We start from the raw sequence: 16,658 nt of genomic DNA, 5'->3' as shown, positions 1-16,658 counted from the left end.
ACATCAGAATTCAAAGGTAACAAGCGGATGGACATTGCAGCATACATGAATGGAGTGGGTGCCCAGGCCCGTGCAGCAGCGAAACACGTTGCCCGATCAACCACAGCGGTTCGTAATCAGGCGCTGCTGGCTATGGCTCAGGCCCTGGACGCCGCCCGCGACGAACTGGCTCAGGCCAATCAACAGGATCTTTCTGCGGCCAGGGCCAGCGGTCTGGACAGCGCCATGCTGGACCGCCTGGAACTGACGCCGGTGCGGGTAGACGCCATGATTGAAGGGCTACTGCAGGTGGCCGGCCTGGCAGACCCGATTGGCGTGATAACCGACATGGCCTACAGGCCTTCGGGCATTCAGGTGGGCAAAATGCGTGTGCCGCTGGGCGTTATCGGGATTATTTATGAGTCACGCCCGAATGTGACCGTTGAAGCGGCCAGCCTCTGTCTGAAGTCTGGTAATGCCGCCATATTGCGCGGCGGCTCTGAGTCCATTCACTCCAATCAGGCGATTGCGCGCTGCATTGCCAGTGGGCTAGCTCAAGCCGGGCTGCCGGAAACGGCTGTTCAGATTATTGCCACCGCCGACCGCGCCGCAGTGGGCGAACTGATCACCATGCCGCAGTACGTTGACGTTATCGTGCCGCGTGGTGGCAAAGGTCTGATTGAGCGCGTCAGCCGTGACGCCCGGGTTCCGGTCATAAAGCACCTTGATGGCGTCTGTCACGTTTATATCGACAGTCACGCCGATCCAGAAAAGGCGCTGGCGGTGGCGGTGAACGCCAAAACCCAGCGCTACGGCACCTGCAACACTATGGAAACGCTTTTGGTGGATGAGGAAATTGCCGCCGATATGCTGCCGCTGCTGAACGCTGCGTTCGTAGAAAAAGGCGTAGAGCTACGCGGCTGCGAGCGCAGCCGGGAGATTGTCAGCGAGATGACGCCGGCAACAGAAGCCGACTGGGAAGCAGAATACCTGGCCCCTATTCTAGCGGTGAAGGTGGTGGATGGTCTGGACGGCGCTATTGCTCATATCAGTCAGTTCAGCTCCCAGCACACCGACAGTATTATCACCGAAAATTACACCCGCGCCCGGCGTTTTCTTACCGAAGTGGATTCCAGCTCGGTGATGGTGAATGCCTCCACCCGCTTTGCCGATGGCTTTGAATACGGTCTGGGTGCGGAAATCGGAATTTCCACTGACAAAATCCACGCCCGCGGGCCGGTGGGTCTGGAGGGCCTGACGTCGCAAAAATACGTGGTGTTCGGTGACGGCCATATCCGGGTTTAGCGCATGCACGTAATTTATGGCGGTACCTTTGACCCAGTGCACCACGGCCACCTGCGCCTGGGCCTCGAGCTCAAGGATTATCTTGGGGTGGCTCAGGTGCACCTGGTACCCAGCTATACTCCTCCGCACCGTGGCGCGACGGGCGCAACCGCCGATCAGCGACTTCGGCTTTTGCAGTTGGCGATTGCGGGTGAGCCGGCGTTGGCAATTGACTCACGCGAGTTAGATCGCGGCGGTAAATCCTTTACCGCCGACACCCTGCGCCAACTGCGCGCCGAATTGGGCCCGGATTGCCCACTGGTGATGGCCGTGGGTACCGACGCGTTTGCCGGTTTTGATCGCTGGCGCCAGTGGCAGGAAATTCTGGCGCTGGCGCACATTGTGGTGGTCAGCCGCCCCGGGCCGGCGTTGGACCCACAGGGAGTGCCGGCCTCTTTGCTGTCGAAGCATTATCTTGAACAGGGCGAAGAGCTGAAAAACTTGCCGTGTGGCCGAATTGTAATGTTTTCGCCGCCCTTGCTGGATATTTCTGCGACCGCCATTCGCCAGCGTCTGGCGGCGGGTCACTCCGCGCGCTACCTGCTTCCTTGGCAAGCGCTGGCAGAAATTCACCGGCAAGGGCTCTATGGTGCCTGCCCTGCGGTGGAACTTTAGTGCTACAATCGCGTTAATAGCGACTTTTCGGGCGGCCATTCTGGCCAGAGCCCGGGCAACAGGGTGATTATGCAGGCCGAACAACTGAAAGATCTGGTAGTAAACGCGCTGGAAGATGTAAAAGCCCAGGATTTAAGTGTCATTGATGTGCGCGAGCGCACCAGTGTCACCGACTTCATGGTTTTGGCGTCTGGCACGTCCAACCGACACTTGAAAGCGTTGGCCAATTCGGTCGTCGTTGACGCAAAAGAGCAGGGTGTTCGGGTTGATCATTTAGAAGGCGCTGGCGGCAGCGACTGGATACTGGTGGATTTGGGTGATGTTGTGGTGCATGTGATGATGCCGGCGGCGCGCGAATTCTACGATTTGGAACGATTCTGGCGTGACGCTCCGGCACCTGATTTTGGTCTCGCGGGCGGCGAATAACCATGCGTTTACGTCTGATCTGCGTGGGGCAAAAAATGCCAGACTGGGTCAGTGCCGGTTACCTGGATTACGCGCGTCGCATGCCTCCGGAGTTATCTCTGGAACTGGTCGAAATCGCCATGGCACACCGGGGTAAAAACCCGGACATCCCCAGACTTATGCAGCGCGAAAGCGATGCCATTCTTGCTGCTACCCAACCGAAAGACCGGGTGGTAGCGCTGGAAGTGGAAGGGCGGCCCTGGTCGACCGAAAAGTTGGCTGCGCAACTGGAAAACTGGCAACAGGATGGCCGCGACGTCAACTTTCTGGTGGGTGGGCCGGACGGGCTCGCTGACGCCTGTCGTCAGCGCGCTGACCAACAATGGTCTTTATCGCCGCTGACGCTGCCTCACCCGTTGGTACGCATTGTGTTAGCGGAGCAGCTATACCGAGCCTGGTCCATTACCCGCAACCATCCTTACCACAGGGCGTAAGGCGCACGATGGGAGTGCTTCATGCCTTGGGGTGAATTCAAGAACATAGCCGCTGAACGCCGTTTGTTCCAGCGCCGCACCCTGGTCATGCTGATTATTGTGGTGCTGCTAACGGGGGCGTTGATTGCGCGCCTGTACCAGTTGCAGGTGGTAGAACACGAGATTTACACCACGCTATCAGACAAGAACCGGGTTCAGGTGCAGTCGGTGCCCCCGCCCCGGGGGTTGGTATACGATCGCAACCGCGTGCTGCTGGCGGAAAACCGCCCGGTGTTCAGTGTGACTCTGGTGCCTGAGCGCATCGCTGATATGAGCGCTACCCTGGCGCGCCTGCAAACCATTCTGTCCATTTCCGATGAAGATCTTGAGCGTTTTCAGCGCCGCTTGAAAGAGCGCCGCCGTCCGTTTCAGGAACTGCCTCTGCGTTATGACCTTAACGAACAGGAAATAGCCCGGCTAGCGGTGCTGCGCCATGAATTACCGGGCGTGGAAGTGCAGGCCGAGTTGGTGCGTTACTACCCCCACAGCGAATTGACCGCCCACGCCCTGGGCTTCGTTGGGCGTATTAATCAAAGTGAGCTGCAGCGCATTGATCCGGTTAACTACGCCGGTACCAATTACATCGGAAAATCTGGAATTGAACGTTTTTATGAGCAGCTGCTGCATGGCAAGGTAGGCTATCAGCATGTTGAAACCAACGCTCGTGGCCGCACCCTTAGGGTGTTGGAGCGCCAAAATCCGGTGCCCGGTGAAAATATTCAGCTGCATCTGGATTTGCGCTTACAGAAGCTGGCCCACAAGCTGCTTGACGGTCGGCGCGGAGCTATTGTGGCGATTGAACCGGCAACAGGCGGTATTCTGGCTTTGGCCAGTGTGCCGGGGTTTGACGCCAATCAGTTTGTGACCGGCATCAGCGTAGAGGACTATCGCGAGCTGAGTGAAAGCCGCGACAAACCGCTGTTCAACCGTGCTCTTCGTGGGCAGTACCCCCCTGGCTCTACTTTGAAACCGATGTTGGCGATTGCGGCACTGGATAGCGGTGCAACAAATCGCACACGCCGGGTGTGGGATCCAGGTTATTTCCAGCTTAACTCGTCTGGACGGCGTTTTCGGAACTGGAAACGTTCGGGGCATGGGTGGGTCGATCTCAACCTGGCCTTGGCCCTATCCAACGATGTGTATTTTTACCAAATCGCGGTGGACATGGGGGTTGATACCATTCACCACTACCTTTCTCGATTTGGATTCGGTGAAGACGCTGCGCTGGACGTAGCAGGGGCGCTGAGCGGTCTGCTGCCTTCGAAGGAATGGAAGCAGGGCGCCCGCCAGGAGCCCTGGTACCCCGGTGACACGGTTAATCTGGGTATTGGTCAGGGTTTTATGCTGGCCACGCCCTTGCAGTTGGCCACGGCCACGGCGCTGATTGCCGACCGTGGTTATTGGATAGAGCCGCGGCTGCTAAAAAGTATTGACGGCAACAACGATCTCACGAGTTTTTTACCGGAGCAAAATCACGCGCCCTTAACGCTGAAGAATCCGGATGACTGGGAGTTTGTCGTGGAGGCCATGGTCGATGTGATGCACGGCGCGCGCGGAACCGCCCGAGCCGCTGGTGCAAATGCCAGCTACCGAATGGCCGGTAAAACCGGCACGACCCAGGTTTTTTCCTTAGCTGCAGATGAAGAGTACGATGCAGAGGAGGTGAAAGAGCGGCTGCGTGATCATGCGCTGTTTGTTGGGTTTGCGCCGGTTGATAACCCACAGATTGCCGTGTCGGTGATTGTGGAAAACGGCGGTGGTGGCAGCAGTACTGCTGCGCCGGTGGCGCGCGCCCTGTTTGACGCCTGGCTGTTGGAATTCGGCGAAGGCGGGAGTGATAGAAAGGGCGCCGCCACAGACATCGCCAATGTTGAGGACCCTCGCTGATGGCCAATCGGGATATATTACACGGCACCGACAGCAGCTCCTTGGAAAACCCCCGCGGTTTCTGGGCCACGGTGCATCTTGACCCCACTCTACTGGTGTTGCTGCTGATGCTGATGGGTGGCGGCCTTTTTGTGCTTTACAGCGGTGCCGATCGCAATATAGACGTTGTCAAGGCTCAGGGTATTCGTCTGGGAATTGCCTTCGTCGTAATGGTAGTGCTGGCCCAGCTTGACCCCGCCGTGTTTCGCCGCTGGGCGCCGTTGTTTTACACCCTCGGCCTGGTGGCGCTGGTGGCTGTGCTGCTGGTGGGCGTTGGTGCCAAGGGCGCCCAGCGCTGGCTGGCGGTTCCCGGTTTGCCCAGGTTTCAACCTTCGGAATACATGAAGCTGGTGGTGCCAATGATGGCGGCCTGGTATTTGTCGCGCCATTATTTGCCGCCACGGTTGCGTCATCTGGCGGTGGGAATGGCCATTGTGCTGGTGCCTATGGCGATGATCGTCAAACAGCCTGATTTGGGCACCTCCCTGCTGGTCGGTATGGCGGGTATTTTTGTGGTGTTTTTTGCCGGTATCAGCTGGAAATTGATTGCGGCATTTTTTGCGTTGGTATCGGTGTCGGCGCCGGTGATGTGGATGTACGGCATGCGCGATTACCAAAAACAGCGGGTGCTGACCATGCTGGATCCGCAAAGCGACCCGCTGGGGGCAGGCTGGAACATCATCCAGTCTAAAACCGCTATCGGTTCCGGTGGCTACGATGGCAAGGGCTGGCTACACGGCACCCAGTCGCGTCTGGAATTTCTGCCCGAAAGCCACACCGACTTCATTGTGGCTGTGCTGGCGGAAGAGTTTGGCTTTGTCGGCATGCTGGTTTTGCTAACCGTGTATTTTCTGATTATTCTGCGCTGCCTTCACATCGCAGTTTCTGCCCAGGATTCTTTTAGTCGCTTGCTGGCAGGTGCATTGACCATGACGTTTTTCATTTATATCTTTGTCAATATTGGTATGGTCAGCGGAATGTTGCCCGTGGTGGGCGTGCCGTTGCCCCTGGTCAGTTACGGCGGTACCTCCGGGGTTACCCTTATGGCGGCCTTCGGGGTGTTGATGTCAATTCACACCCACCGCCGCATGATCTGTTCGTGAACAGTTCAGCAGCACAACCATGGCTGCCCGGTAATGGCGTAGTGCCAGCCGCAGCCGTTAGAATGGGGCCATGTCCGCGTTTGCGGTTGCCAATTATGGGGGATATCCCACTGTGATCATCAAGCCTGCCCTGTGGATCGTATTGGCGGGGGCTCTGACCATGCTGGTTGGCTGTGCTGCTGCGCCCCCGGAAAAAGACCATTCCGGTCGTTATACAATTAGCCAGGATCGCGCACCTGACGGCAACTTTGACGCCTCCGGACTAAAAGATGCGCAACCTCGTCATGAGGAGCCGCGGCGGGCAGGCAACAAATCGTCTTACACCGTGTGGGGCAAACAATACAGCGTGATGGACGACAACGACGGGTATGTGGCCGAAGGCATGGCAAGCTGGTACGGTGAAAAGTTTCACGGCCACAAAACCTCTAACGGCGAAGTGTTCGATATGTACCAGATGACCGCCGCCCACAAGTCACTGCGCATTCCCAGCTACGCGCGGGTGACCAACCTTGCCAACGGCCGCTCGGTAATTGTGCGGGTAAACGACCGCGGTCCTTTTCATGGCGACCGGATGATTGATTTGTCTTACGCTGCAGCCAAACGGCTGGGTTACCAGGGCCAGGGTGTCGCAAAGGTAGAAGTGGCAGCGATAACGGTTAGCCCGGACGGCGCCATGTTCTTGGCCAATAAACCGTTTGGTGGAGCTGCCAGGTCGCAAGCGGTGGCTGTGCAATCAAAGCCCAAGGGCCCAGAACCTCAGCGTGAACCTGTGGTGGCGGCGGGGCCGGCTCCGGCTCCGGCAGAACGTCCGGATAGCGCAACAGCCGTCGCGTCTGCAGCTCAAGGAGTATTCGTGCAGTTGGCGTCATTCTCCAGCAACGTTGCGGCAAAAAATCTGATACGAAAGGTTCAAGACCAGATGCAGACACCCATGCGGGTTAAAGTGGCTGACACCGGTAGCGGGCGTTTTCACCGCGTTCAGGCCGGCCCTTTCAACAATGAACAGAGCGCCCTGCAAGCCCAGCAGTTGCTGCAGACCCACGGCTTCAATCAAACCATTTTGCTGACGGACGCTCGCTGACCGATTCGCGCTGGCTTATCTAGGCAGAAGAGCCGCCGGTAAATCCTATCCATACACTGACCGATAAATGAAAAAAACCATGGCTTTTATATCTCTGTTCCGTTCCGCTTTTTTTGTGTACACACTGTTGCTGGTCGTCGCTGGCAACGCACTGGCCCAGACCGTACTGATACCGGCGCCGCCGCAGATTGCCGGCAGTTCCTACGTGTTGATGGAGCCCAAAAGCGGGCACTTCATTATGGCAAACAACAGCAGCGAGCGCCTGCCGCCTGCCAGCCTGACTAAAATGATGACTGCCTACATTGTTGAGCGCGAGCTGGATGAAGGCCGCATTGCCATGGGCGACATGGTGCCCATCAGCGTTACTGCCTGGCAAACCGGAGGTTCCCGTACCTTTGTGCGTGAGGGCACCAGCGTATCGGTAGAAGATTTGTTACGTGGAGTGGTGATTCAATCCGGTAACGACGCCTCTGTGGCTTTGGCGGAATTTGTTGCCGGCAGCGAGGGTGCGTTTGTCGACATCATGAATCAGCAGGCTGAACTCTTGGGCATGACCAATACCAATTTCGAGAACGCCACCGGATTGCCGTCACCCAACCACTATTCAACCGCTCAAGACTTGGCTCTTTTGGCTCAGGCCACTATCAACGACTACCCTGAAACCTATCCGATGTACGCCGAAAAGCAGTTCACTTTCAACAACATCCGGCAGCCAAATCGCAACAGCTTGTTGTGGCGTGACAACAGCGTAGACGGGCTGAAAACCGGACACACCGAAGAGGCCGGATATTGTCTGGTTGCCTCGGCAAAACGCGATGACACCCGTTTTATAGCGGTGGTGATGGGCGCTCGCAGTGCGGAGTCGCGCTCACAGGAAGTGCAGAAAATGCTGAACTACGGCTTCCGTTACTATCAGAGCGAGCGCCTGTTCAGTGCAGGCCAGGAACTGATCCAGTCGCCGGTTTGGGGTGGTGCTGCCAACACCTTGCCGGTTGGGGTGCTTGAAGATGTTTATGTCACCATTTCCCGCAGTGCCCGCAATCAGCTGGAATCTGTCATAGACCTGGATTCAGTGGTTAAAGCACCGGTCAGTGCTGGCGATGAACTGGGCCGCATCAAGGTTTCGTTTCAGGGCGAAGTGCTTGTAGATCAGCCCGTGTTGGCGCTGGTAGATGTGCCTGAGGGCGGGTTTTTCAAGCGTATCTGGGACGCGGTAAAACTGTTTTTTGTGAAGTTTTTTCAGTAAGCCATAACCCTATAGCCGGACAGCAAGATGAGTGACGAAAAAGCGCCAAAAATCGAATTCCCCTGCGATTACGCGATCAAAGTGATTGGTAATGCAGCCCCGGATTTCAGGGAGTTTGTGCTGGCAGTGGTTGAGCGCCATGCACCGAGGCCAGATGCCAGCACCGTGACTGTAAACGACAGCCGCAACGGCCGTTTCTGCTCGGTGCGGCTGACCATGGTTGCAACCGGGGAGCCACAACTGCAGGCGCTTTTTAACGAGCTTAAAGTCAGCGGCCGTGTGCACATGGTGTTGTAACCGTGAGCCAACTGATTGTGCGCTCATTGGGTGAGCAGCCCTACCTGAAAACCTGGCATGCCATGCAGGCATTCACCGCCAGCCGTGATAAAAACAGCGCTGACGAGCTCTGGTGCCTGCAGCACCCGCCGGTTTATACCCAGGGGCAGGCCGGTAAGGCCGAGCATATTCTGGCGCCCGGTGATATACCGGTGGTTCAGGTAGACCGGGGTGGTCAGGTGACCTACCACGGCCCCGGCCAATTGGTCATTTATCTGTTGATTGACCTGACTCGCAGTGCCTTGGGTATTCGCGCGTTGGTCAGCCATATTGAACAGTCCATCGTATACACTCTCGCACCTTTGGGTATAAGCGCCGCGCCGCGGGCCGATGCGCCGGGGGTTTATGTGGATGGCGCGAAAATCGCCTCGCTGGGTTTGCGTGTGCGGCGTGGTTGTTCATTTCACGGCCTGGCGTTGAATGTTGCCATGGACATGGAACCTTTCGCGCGAATCAATCCGTGTGGCTATGCCGGTATGGCCATGTGCCAGGTTCAGGACTTTGCGCAGCACGCCACATTTGCACAAATAGAGCGGCAGCTTGCCGAACATCTGGTGGCTGCTCTGGGCCATAGCCTGGCAGGCGAGGGCTCGGTAAGCTGGCAGCAGAGCTGGTAAATCTGCGTCAAGATGTGGCAATGCCGGGCTAAAAAAGTTTAAGTTCGTGAATATTTGAGTTAAAGAGTCTTTAAGTTAAAGAGCATTTAAGCTGGAGAGATTTAGGGCTGGAGAGTATTTATGGCAAAAAAGGGATCAGACAACTCTGTCTCACGCATAAAAACCGGCAGCTTCGAACGCAGGCTAAGCCTCACCCGTGCCGGTCTGTTTGCCGGCACCCGCATGGCTTCCCACATGGCGACCAATTGGCTGGGTGGTAAGGAGCGCCGCGAACAACGTCACAAAGCCATGATGTCGTCCCAGGCCCGCTTTCTGGTGAGCGAGCTGGGCCAGCTAAAAGGCAGCGTGGTCAAGATTGGCCAGGTGATGGCCTTGTACGGCGAGCATTTTCTGCCCGATGAAGTCACCGAAGCGCTGCACACGCTGGAAGATCAGACCACGTCTTTGGCGTGGCCGGCCATCGAGCGCGTGCTGCAATCGGAATTGGGCAATGAGCGCCTGGCGCAGCTGGACATTGAGCATCAGCCTATTGGCGCCGCTTCACTGGGCCAGGTTCATCGCGCCCGGCGCCTGAGTGATGGCCTGGAACTGGTGCTGAAAGTGCAGTATCCCGGTGTGGGGGATGCGGTCGACAGCGATCTGAACTCCGTTGCCAAGATGCTGAAAATGGCCCGTTTAGTTAATTTTGGCCCGGAATTCGACGACTGGCTGGACGAAGTGCGTGTCATGATGCACCGCGAGGTGGATTACCGCCTGGAAGCTGACACCACTGAACGTTTTCGTCAAATGCTGCTAGACGATCCGCGTTTCATTGTGCCGCGGGTGCTGCCGGAATACTCCAGCGGCCAGGTGATTGCCTCTACTTATGAGCGCGGTCACTCGGTTAATTCGTCCACGGTTGCCGGAATCTCGTTGGAGCGCCGCAGTGAACTGGGTAAGGCCGCGTTGGAGCTGTTCTTTCGCGAGTTGTTTGACTGGGGTGAAATTCAGACCGATCCGAACTTTGGCAACTATCGCATTCGCCTGGCCGGGGAGCCGGGCGCAGAAGCAGACCACGATCGTATTGTGCTGCTGGATTTTGGCGCGGTGCAGCGCTATAGCGATGAGTTTCTACAGCCGGTTATCCAGATGATTCGTGCCTCCTATGAAAGCGATCTGGACGCGGTAATCGATGGCGGCGTGCAACTCCGGTTTATGAGCCGTGACTGGCCCACTGAGGTGCTGGAAACCTTTGGTCGGGTGTGTATGTCAGTGTTGGAGCCGTTGATTGGCGACCCCAGCGAATGGCCAGCCGAGGCTGTGAACAGCGCAGGCCAGTATCGCTGGAAACAAAGCGACCTGCCTTCAAGAGTAGCGCGCCAGGCCGCTCGTTCTGCCATTAGTCGTTACTTTCGCGTGCCACCAAAAGAATTCGTGTTTCTGAATCGCAAGTTGATCGGGGTTTACACGTTTATTGCCGTTTTGCAGTCAGAGTTCAACGGCGAGCCAATGCTACGGCGTTATCTTTATCCCGAGAGCACTAAACCAGACACCAGCGACTCGATTTCGGGACCGTAGGCACTGAGTACCAGCCACATCACAATGGCATAGCGCAGACCCTTGCCGATGCCGACCAGAATGACAAAGTTCAGCCAGGGCACGCGCATAATACCGCCGACTAGCGTAAGCGCGTCGCCGCCAATCGGTAGCCAGCCCATCAGTAACGACCATTGGCCAAAGCGGTTAAAGCGGTTGCGCGCATTGTGCAGCTGCACTTCGGTCATCGGAAACCAGCGCTTGTGCTTGAATCGATCCACTTGGCGCCCGATGATTCCGTTCACCACAGATCCCAGTGTATTTCCGGTTGTGGCCGCAAACCACAACCAGAATGGCCCATAGCCCTGGGCCAGAAGGGTGCCCAGAAGGATTTCCGAATACGCGGGCAGCAGCGTAGCAGCGGCAAAAGCAGTGGCGAACAGGGTCAGGTATACCACGGGTTCTCCGGTTGAGGATTGATTGGCTCAGCCCTGGCCTACAGCATAGCTGGCTAAACCTGATACTAGACTATCGCGTCTATTCAAACAGTCAATTTTCATTCCCTGGCAGCCATGCCATCATATCCTTAAATACACACCCAACATTCACCAAGCTAATAGCCGTCAAACGAACAGGCAAGCATTGATAACGGGAGCGAGTTATGGAAAAGGTTACAATTTTCGGTCGTACCAGCTGTGGTTTCTGCGTAGGGGCCATTCGTCTGTGCGAAGCTCGCGGTTTCGAGTTCAAATGGGTCGACATGATTGAAGAAGACATTACCAAGGCGGACATTGCTCAGAAAATCGGCAAGCCTGTTCATACTGTGCCGCAGATCTTCGTGGGTGAACAACACATTGGCGGTTATGATGAATTCTCCGCTTTTGTACGCCAGCAAGAAACAGCCGAGCATTAATCGCGTCTATTTGTCCATTCCATCCAGAACCTGATTGGTCCAGATCCGACTTTCCAGAAAATATTGGTTAAGTGTGGTGACCGTTTCGTCACTGGCATTTTTCAGGCGGCCCTTCTCAAAGGCTTTTACCAAATGAAGGGTCTTGCCGAGAGGGCCCTTGTGAGCAAGCAGAGCTTGCCTGATATTTGGAGCAAGGGCGATATGGTCACACAACAGCTCCAACTTTTGGCCGAGCAGCACATCAACCATCGACAGCAAGCCCACCATGAATGCGGGCTCTTTGTTCTCCTTGCAGTCTCGTGCGGCCAGCCGTGCGCACATGGCTGCACGGGTCAGCGCCTGTGGCAATAGCAACATGTTGCACGGGTCGTCATGAGCCAGTACCAGCATGGTGACCAGATTACGAAGGCGGTTCAGCCCCAGAAGTCCCATGGCCTGGCGCAAACTAACGATTTTCTGAGACAGATTGTAGCTTGCCGAATTCACTGTACGCAGCATTTGCACCCCCAGCTGGGGTTCCTGCACCAGCAACCGCTCCAGTTCGTTGTAGTCCGCTTCGGGTTTTTGTAATTCGCCCAGAAGGCGAAGTTGTGCCGATTGATTGCGCCCGCGCTTGAAGGCGGTGGATTGACGGGTCTCCGGATGGGCGTAAAAGTAACCCTGAAAAAGAGTAAATCCAATGGCCTTGGCCTGATCAAACTCTTTTTTGGTTTCCACCTTTTCGGCCAGCAGGGTGATGCCGCGAGCCAGGTAGTGTTCTACCTGCTTTCTGGTAGGAGGCTGCTCCAGCATGTCCAGTTTGATAATGTCGGCCAGGTCCAAAAGCGGTTGGGTGGAGTCGGTCAGTACAAAATCATCCAGTGCTACGGTGTAGCCCTGGGATTTTATATGCCTCAGTGCTGCAAGGACCTCTTCGTCACCCTCTACGCTTTCCAGTACCTCAATAACCACCTGCTTTGGGCTGGGCGGCAGTAATGCCGGGTTCAACAGCCATTCGCGCGGGGCATTGAAAAACAGCTGCCTACGGCCGCAAAGTGATTCTATACCGGCTTCGTAAAAGGCCGCATTGCAGGCCCGCGCAGTGGCGGTAAGGCCATTTTCTATAACAGCGGAACTCGCGCCTGAGGTGGCTCGGTAAAGCAGCTCGTCGGCCACGTGGGCCATATTGGCGTCGCAAATTGGCTGCAGAGCAATGCAATAAGAGCTAGTATCGGGTTTTGGTGAGTTCGGCATGAATCATTAGCACCCAGGGAATAACACTGGCTTCAAAGCCAAGACAGTTCTCAGCATACAATAAAGCAGCTGCCGCTCAAACACCGGATATTTTTTTGACTGCGACGCTGGCAGTGCGGCAGCCGGGGGCTACCGCACTGAGTAATGAAGGGGTTGTCTCAGAGTTCGAATGCAGTTTTAAGGCGCTTTTCTACCAGCTGGTTTTTCAGTTTGGCTACTTTTGGCAAGCCGTTTTCAAAAGGTGGAAAACTTTCGCCTTGAATCAGCGGGCTCAGGTAGTCACGGCAGTCCTGGGTAATGCCAAAGCCATCATCGGTGATGTAGTGAATGGGCATTTTCTTTTCCTGGTTAGCCACTTCGCTCAGCGGTGCCTCGCCCACTCTCCAGCGATAAGGCTTGGCTTGCTCGCGAACGATGATGGGCATCAGCGCCTGCTTGCCGGCAATGGCCATTTCCACTGCCGCCTTGCCAACGGTGTAGGCCTGCTCTACGTCAGTGGCCGAGGCGATATGGCGTGCACTGCGCTGCAGGTAATCGGCTACGGCCCAGTGGTACTTGTAGCCCAGAGCCTGCTTCATCAGATTTGCCAGCGCCGGTGCAACGCCACCTAGCTGGGTGTGGCCAAAGGCGTCGCGGGCTCCGGCTTCCGCCAGAAAGCGGCCGTCTTCGTATTGGGCGCCTTCGGACGCAACAATGACGCAATAACCGTATTCCTTCACGCAAAAATCCACCCGGGCCAGGAAGGCCTCTCGATCAAACGGGATTTCCGGGAATAGAATAATGTGCGGCGGCTCGCCTTCGCCCTGACCGGCAAGCCCGCCGGAGGCTGCAATCCAGCCAGCGTGGCGGCCCATCACCTCCAGAATGAACACCTTGGTGGAGGTCTCGCACATGGATTTGATGTCCAGGCTGGCTTCCATCGTGGAGATGGCAATGTACTTGGCAACCGAGCCAAAGCCGGGGCAGCAGTCGGTGAAGGGCAGATCGTTATCAACGGTTTTGGGCACACCGATGCAGGTAATGGGATAGCCCATTTTTTCGCTGATCTGCGATACCTTGTAAGCGGTGTCCTGGGAATCGCCACCGCCGTTATAAAAGAAATAACCGATGTCGTGAGCGCGGAACACTTCAATTAAACGCTCGTATTCGCGGCGGTTTTCGGAAATATTTTTCAGCTTGTGGCGACAGGATCCAAAAGCACCGCCGGGGGTATGCATCAGGGCGGCAATGGCGTCGTCAGATTCCAGACTGGTATCGATCAGTTCTTCTTTCAGCGCACCGAGAATACCGTTACGACCGGCGTACACCTTGCCGATTTTGTCGGGGTGCCGGCGGGCGGTTTGAATAACGCCACAGGCGCTGGCGTTTATAACGGCGGTAACGCCACCGGATTGTGCGTAAAATGCGTTTTTAATGGCCATCTGGCAGGTAAGCCTCTCACTGGTTCGACGATGGTGCGCATGATACGACAATTGCCGGCAATTTTCATGACCGGTAAAACTGAAACGGTCAGCATCGCATGCTTGACGGACCGCAGCGTATGGGGGACGCTTGGCAGCGTTTTTATCAGGAGGCGGTCGGTTTCATGCACATTCATATATTGGGTATTTGCGGCACCTTTATGGGTAGCCTGGCCGTATTGGCCCGTGAGCTGGGGCACAAGGTGACAGGCTCTGATCTAGGCGTTTATCCGCCCATGAGTACCCAGCTGCAAGCTCAGGGAATCGAGCTGATTGAAGGTTACCACCCTGACAACCTCAAACCGCGGCCCGATCTGGTGCTGATCGGCAACGCCATGTCCCGCGGTAACACCGAAGTGGAACAGGTGCTTAACCGCAATATTCCCTATATGTCCGGTCCCGAATGGCTGGCACGGGAAGTGTTACACCAGCGTTGGGTGCTGGCGGTAGCCGGCACCCACGGCAAAACCACCACCACCGCCATGCTGCTGTGGATACTGGAGCAGGCCGGGTTTGACGCCGGTTATCTGGTAGGCGGCGTGCCGAAGGATTTGCCGGTGTCTGCGCGCCTGGGCAGCAGTGACTTTTTTGTGATTGAAGCCGACGAATACGACAGCGCGTTTTTCGACAAGCGTTCGAAGTTTGTCCACTACCGCCCTCGCACCTTGATTCTGAACAATCTGGAATTCGACCACGCCGATATTTTTGACAACGTAGAAGCCATCGAGCGCCAGTTCCATCACCTGATTCGCACCGTGCCGTCCCAGGGCTTGATTCTGCGCCCGACGCTGGATAGCCACCTGGACAACGCCATTGCCCTGGGCTGCTGGACCCCGCAGCAAACGCTTTCTATTGGTGGTGAAGCAAACAGCCCAAGCCACTGGCGAGCCGAGCTGTTGAGCGACGACGGCAGCCATTTCATGGTGCTGCATCACGAGCAACCGGTGGCCGCCGTAAAGTGGGCCCAAACTGGCCTGCACAACGTGCGTAACGCCCTGTCGGCCATTGCCGCAGCGCGTCATGTGGGCGTTACTCCAGATCATGCCATTAGCGCGTTGTGCCGGTTTTCGGGAGTAAAACGGCGTATGGAGCTGCTGGCGGACATCAATGGCGTCAAGGTATACGACGACTTCGCCCATCACCCCACAGCCATCGCCACTACCCTGGACGGATTGCGTAAACAGGTGGGCGACGAGCCGGTGCTGGCGTTGATCGAGCCCCGTTCCAATACCATGAAACAGGGCGTACACAGCGACACCCTGTTGCCCAGCGCGGCCGCCGCCGATCGCGTGCTCTGGGCCAACCTGAACGATTCCAGCTGGTTGCCGGAACTGGTTGAGCGCTGGCAACAGGTCAACGCCGACAGTAGCTTGCATCAGGTAGAAGCATCGGTAGACGATGTGATTGCGCGGGTAATGGCCGACTTACCCAGCCCCTGCCACATTGTGATTATGAGCAACGGTGGTTTTGGCGGCATTCATCAACGACTGATTGCTGAAATCGAACGTATCAACGGGTAATTCAAATTACGCAGCCCTGGAATCGGAGCAAGCCGTGCATGAGTGAGGTGCCCGCAGTGAGTGACACAGCAGCAACAGACAATGCCCAGCGAGTCATCAATCTGGCGTTTACCGGCGCTTCTGGCGCGCCTTACGGCCTGCGTCTGCTGCAATGCCTGGTAGCCGCCGGCTGCCGGGTTCAGGTGATGATCAGCAAAGCCGCGCAGATTGTGATTGCCACCGAAACCGACCTGAAGTTGCCCGGCACACCGCCGGCCATGCAACAGTGCCTGAGCGAATACAGCCAGGCAGCCCCAGGCCAGGTACTGGTATTTGGCCGCGAAGACTGGTTTTCACCGCCGGCCTCCGGTTCCGGCGAAAAAGCCCCGCTGGTGATTTGCCCCTGCAGCACCGGCACCCTGTCGGCCCTGGCCACAGGCGCTAGCAACAACCTGATAGAAAGGGCAGGGGACGTAGCCCTGAAAGAACGCCGCCAGCTGATACTGGTGCCGCGGGAGGCGCCCTATTCAGAAGTGCACCTGGAGAACATGCTGAAACTGACCCGCATGGGCGCCGTCATCATGCCGGCAAGCCCGGGCTTTTATCACAACCCGGAAACCATCAACGATCTGGTGGATTTTGTGGTGGCGCGTTTGCTGGATCACTTGGGTGTTGATCAGAAACTGATGCCGCGCTGGGGCGAAGAACGGGTGGCGCGCAAGCTTAAGGGGGCGTGAGCTTTGGGGCCCTAGCGGTCGCTGTAGAAAGAGTGATCACTTCAACCCTACAGAAGCGGCAAGACAAACCGCTGGTAGAGTTCTGCAACGTTTTCTTTTGCGGCGGGTTAGGCGCT

Annotated in this window: 17 protein-coding genes; 14 read left to right on the top strand and 3 right to left on the bottom strand. The window is 56.7% G+C overall.

Going from position 1 to position 16,658, the window contains the following annotated elements; genetic code table 11:
- Window positions 1-27 precede the first annotated feature (27 nt).
- The 11 genes from ATG98_RS03325 (at window position 28) to ATG98_RS03275 (ending at window position 10,742) form a co-directional block, all read left to right on the top strand.
- On the top strand, window positions 28-1,284 hold the full coding sequence (locus tag ATG98_RS03325) for a glutamate-5-semialdehyde dehydrogenase (RefSeq protein ID WP_098419489.1): 1,257 nt from the start codon (window positions 28-30) through the stop codon (window positions 1,282-1,284).
- A 3-nt stretch (window positions 1,285-1,287) separates the two neighbouring features.
- Window positions 1,288-1,938 (top strand): nicotinate-nucleotide adenylyltransferase, encoded by a 651-nt coding sequence (gene nadD, locus ATG98_RS03320; protein ID WP_098419488.1) that lies wholly within the window; start codon window positions 1,288-1,290, stop codon window positions 1,936-1,938.
- A gap of 69 nt (window positions 1,939-2,007) precedes the next feature.
- The gene (rsfS, locus tag ATG98_RS03315) at window positions 2,008-2,364 is read left to right on the top strand and encodes a ribosome silencing factor (RefSeq protein WP_098419487.1); all 357 of its coding nucleotides are present in this window, start codon (window positions 2,008-2,010) and stop codon (window positions 2,362-2,364) included.
- 2 nt (window positions 2,365-2,366) lie between these two features.
- Complete coding sequence (rlmH, locus tag ATG98_RS03310) at window positions 2,367-2,837, top strand: 23S rRNA (pseudouridine(1915)-N(3))-methyltransferase RlmH (RefSeq protein WP_098422132.1); 471 nt, start codon at window positions 2,367-2,369, stop codon at window positions 2,835-2,837.
- 21 nt (window positions 2,838-2,858) lie between these two features.
- Entirely contained in the window at window positions 2,859-4,763 is a 1,905-nt protein-coding gene (mrdA, locus tag ATG98_RS03305; protein ID WP_098422131.1) for a penicillin-binding protein 2, read from the top strand.
- Entirely contained in the window at window positions 4,763-5,905 is a 1,143-nt protein-coding gene (gene rodA / locus ATG98_RS03300) for a rod shape-determining protein RodA (RefSeq protein WP_098422130.1), read from the top strand. The genes mrdA and rodA overlap by 1 nt, the downstream gene beginning before the upstream one ends.
- Window positions 5,906-6,017: 112 nt before the next feature.
- A complete protein-coding gene (locus ATG98_RS03295; protein ID WP_098424357.1) occupies window positions 6,018-6,986 on the top strand; it encodes a septal ring lytic transglycosylase RlpA family protein in 969 nt (322 codons plus the stop codon).
- Between the two features lie 79 nt (window positions 6,987-7,065).
- Complete coding sequence (locus ATG98_RS03290) at window positions 7,066-8,232, top strand: D-alanyl-D-alanine carboxypeptidase family protein (RefSeq protein WP_179888034.1); 1,167 nt, start codon at window positions 7,066-7,068, stop codon at window positions 8,230-8,232.
- A gap of 27 nt (window positions 8,233-8,259) precedes the next feature.
- Window positions 8,260-8,529 carry a YbeD family protein gene (locus ATG98_RS03285; protein ID WP_098422129.1) on the top strand — a complete coding sequence of 90 codons (270 nt, stop codon included), beginning with the start codon at window positions 8,260-8,262 and terminating at the stop codon, window positions 8,527-8,529.
- A gap of 2 nt (window positions 8,530-8,531) precedes the next feature.
- Window positions 8,532-9,185: a lipoyl(octanoyl) transferase LipB gene (gene lipB / locus ATG98_RS03280; RefSeq protein WP_098419482.1), complete on the top strand. Its 654-nt coding sequence runs from the start codon at window positions 8,532-8,534 to the stop codon at window positions 9,183-9,185.
- A gap of 120 nt (window positions 9,186-9,305) precedes the next feature.
- Window positions 9,306-10,742: an ABC1 kinase family protein gene (locus ATG98_RS03275; protein WP_098422128.1), complete on the top strand. Its 1,437-nt coding sequence runs from the start codon at window positions 9,306-9,308 to the stop codon at window positions 10,740-10,742.
- Here ATG98_RS03275 and ATG98_RS03270 read toward each other — a convergent pair.
- Window positions 10,691-11,158 (bottom strand): YqaA family protein, encoded by a 468-nt coding sequence (locus tag ATG98_RS03270; protein ID WP_098419480.1) that lies wholly within the window; start codon window positions 11,156-11,158, stop codon window positions 10,691-10,693. The genes ATG98_RS03275 and ATG98_RS03270 overlap by 52 nt on opposite strands.
- 203 nt (window positions 11,159-11,361) lie before the next feature.
- Here ATG98_RS03270 and ATG98_RS03265 point away from each other — a divergent pair, with 203 nt between their 5' ends.
- Window positions 11,362-11,613, top strand: coding sequence for a GrxA family glutaredoxin (locus tag ATG98_RS03265; protein WP_098419479.1), 252 nt, complete (start codon window positions 11,362-11,364; stop codon window positions 11,611-11,613).
- Between the two features lie 6 nt (window positions 11,614-11,619).
- Here the strand turns inward: ATG98_RS03265 and ATG98_RS03260 are convergent, their stop codons facing one another.
- Window positions 11,620-12,846, bottom strand: a complete 1,227-nt coding sequence (locus ATG98_RS03260) for an EAL and HDOD domain-containing protein (RefSeq protein WP_098422127.1) — start codon at window positions 12,844-12,846, stop codon at window positions 11,620-11,622.
- A 158-nt stretch (window positions 12,847-13,004) separates the two neighbouring features.
- Window positions 13,005-14,267 carry a 6-phosphofructokinase gene (locus ATG98_RS03255; RefSeq protein WP_098419477.1) on the bottom strand — a complete coding sequence of 421 codons (1,263 nt, stop codon included), beginning with the start codon at window positions 14,265-14,267 and terminating at the stop codon, window positions 13,005-13,007.
- 164 nt (window positions 14,268-14,431) lie between these two features.
- Between ATG98_RS03255 and mpl the strand changes: the two genes are divergently transcribed.
- Window positions 14,432-15,826, top strand: a complete 1,395-nt coding sequence (mpl, locus tag ATG98_RS03250) for a UDP-N-acetylmuramate:L-alanyl-gamma-D-glutamyl-meso-diaminopimelate ligase (protein WP_179888032.1) — start codon at window positions 14,432-14,434, stop codon at window positions 15,824-15,826.
- A gap of 38 nt (window positions 15,827-15,864) precedes the next feature.
- Window positions 15,865-16,542, top strand: coding sequence for a flavin prenyltransferase UbiX (locus ATG98_RS03245; protein WP_098419475.1), 678 nt, complete (start codon window positions 15,865-15,867; stop codon window positions 16,540-16,542).
- The last annotated feature ends 116 nt before the right edge of the window (window positions 16,543-16,658 follow it).

The organism is Marinobacter sp. LV10R520-4, from assembly GCF_002563815.1.
Lineage (GTDB): Bacteria > Pseudomonadota > Gammaproteobacteria > Pseudomonadales > Oleiphilaceae > Marinobacter.
This window is presented reverse-complemented; position numbering and strand designations above follow the sequence as displayed.

Excerpts from the sequence above, each read along its gene's own strand:
- mpl (WP_179888032.1), top strand. The coding sequence starts at position 14,432 with ATGCACATTCATATATTGGGTATTTGCGGCACCTTTATGGGTAGCCTG.
- nadD (WP_098419488.1), top strand. The coding sequence starts at position 1,288 with ATGCACGTAATTTATGGCGGTACCTTTGACCCAGTGCACCACGGCCAC.
- mrdA (WP_098422131.1), top strand. The coding sequence starts at position 2,859 with ATGCCTTGGGGTGAATTCAAGAACATAGCCGCTGAACGCCGTTTGTTC.
- ATG98_RS03290 (WP_179888034.1), top strand. The coding sequence starts at position 7,066 with ATGGCTTTTATATCTCTGTTCCGTTCCGCTTTTTTTGTGTACACACTG.
- rsfS (WP_098419487.1), top strand. The coding sequence starts at position 2,008 with ATGCAGGCCGAACAACTGAAAGATCTGGTAGTAAACGCGCTGGAAGAT.
- ATG98_RS03255 (WP_098419477.1), bottom strand. The coding sequence starts at position 14,267 with ATGGCCATTAAAAACGCATTTTACGCACAATCCGGTGGCGTTACCGCC.
- ATG98_RS03245 (WP_098419475.1), top strand. The coding sequence starts at position 15,865 with ATGAGTGAGGTGCCCGCAGTGAGTGACACAGCAGCAACAGACAATGCC.
- ATG98_RS03275 (WP_098422128.1), top strand. The coding sequence starts at position 9,306 with ATGGCAAAAAAGGGATCAGACAACTCTGTCTCACGCATAAAAACCGGC.
- rlmH (WP_098422132.1), top strand. The coding sequence starts at position 2,367 with ATGCGTTTACGTCTGATCTGCGTGGGGCAAAAAATGCCAGACTGGGTC.
- ATG98_RS03265 (WP_098419479.1), top strand. The coding sequence starts at position 11,362 with ATGGAAAAGGTTACAATTTTCGGTCGTACCAGCTGTGGTTTCTGCGTA.
- ATG98_RS03325 (WP_098419489.1), top strand. The coding sequence starts at position 28 with ATGGACATTGCAGCATACATGAATGGAGTGGGTGCCCAGGCCCGTGCA.
- ATG98_RS03285 (WP_098422129.1), top strand. The coding sequence starts at position 8,260 with ATGAGTGACGAAAAAGCGCCAAAAATCGAATTCCCCTGCGATTACGCG.
- rodA (WP_098422130.1), top strand. The coding sequence starts at position 4,763 with ATGGCCAATCGGGATATATTACACGGCACCGACAGCAGCTCCTTGGAA.
- ATG98_RS03260 (WP_098422127.1), bottom strand. The coding sequence starts at position 12,846 with ATGCCGAACTCACCAAAACCCGATACTAGCTCTTATTGCATTGCTCTG.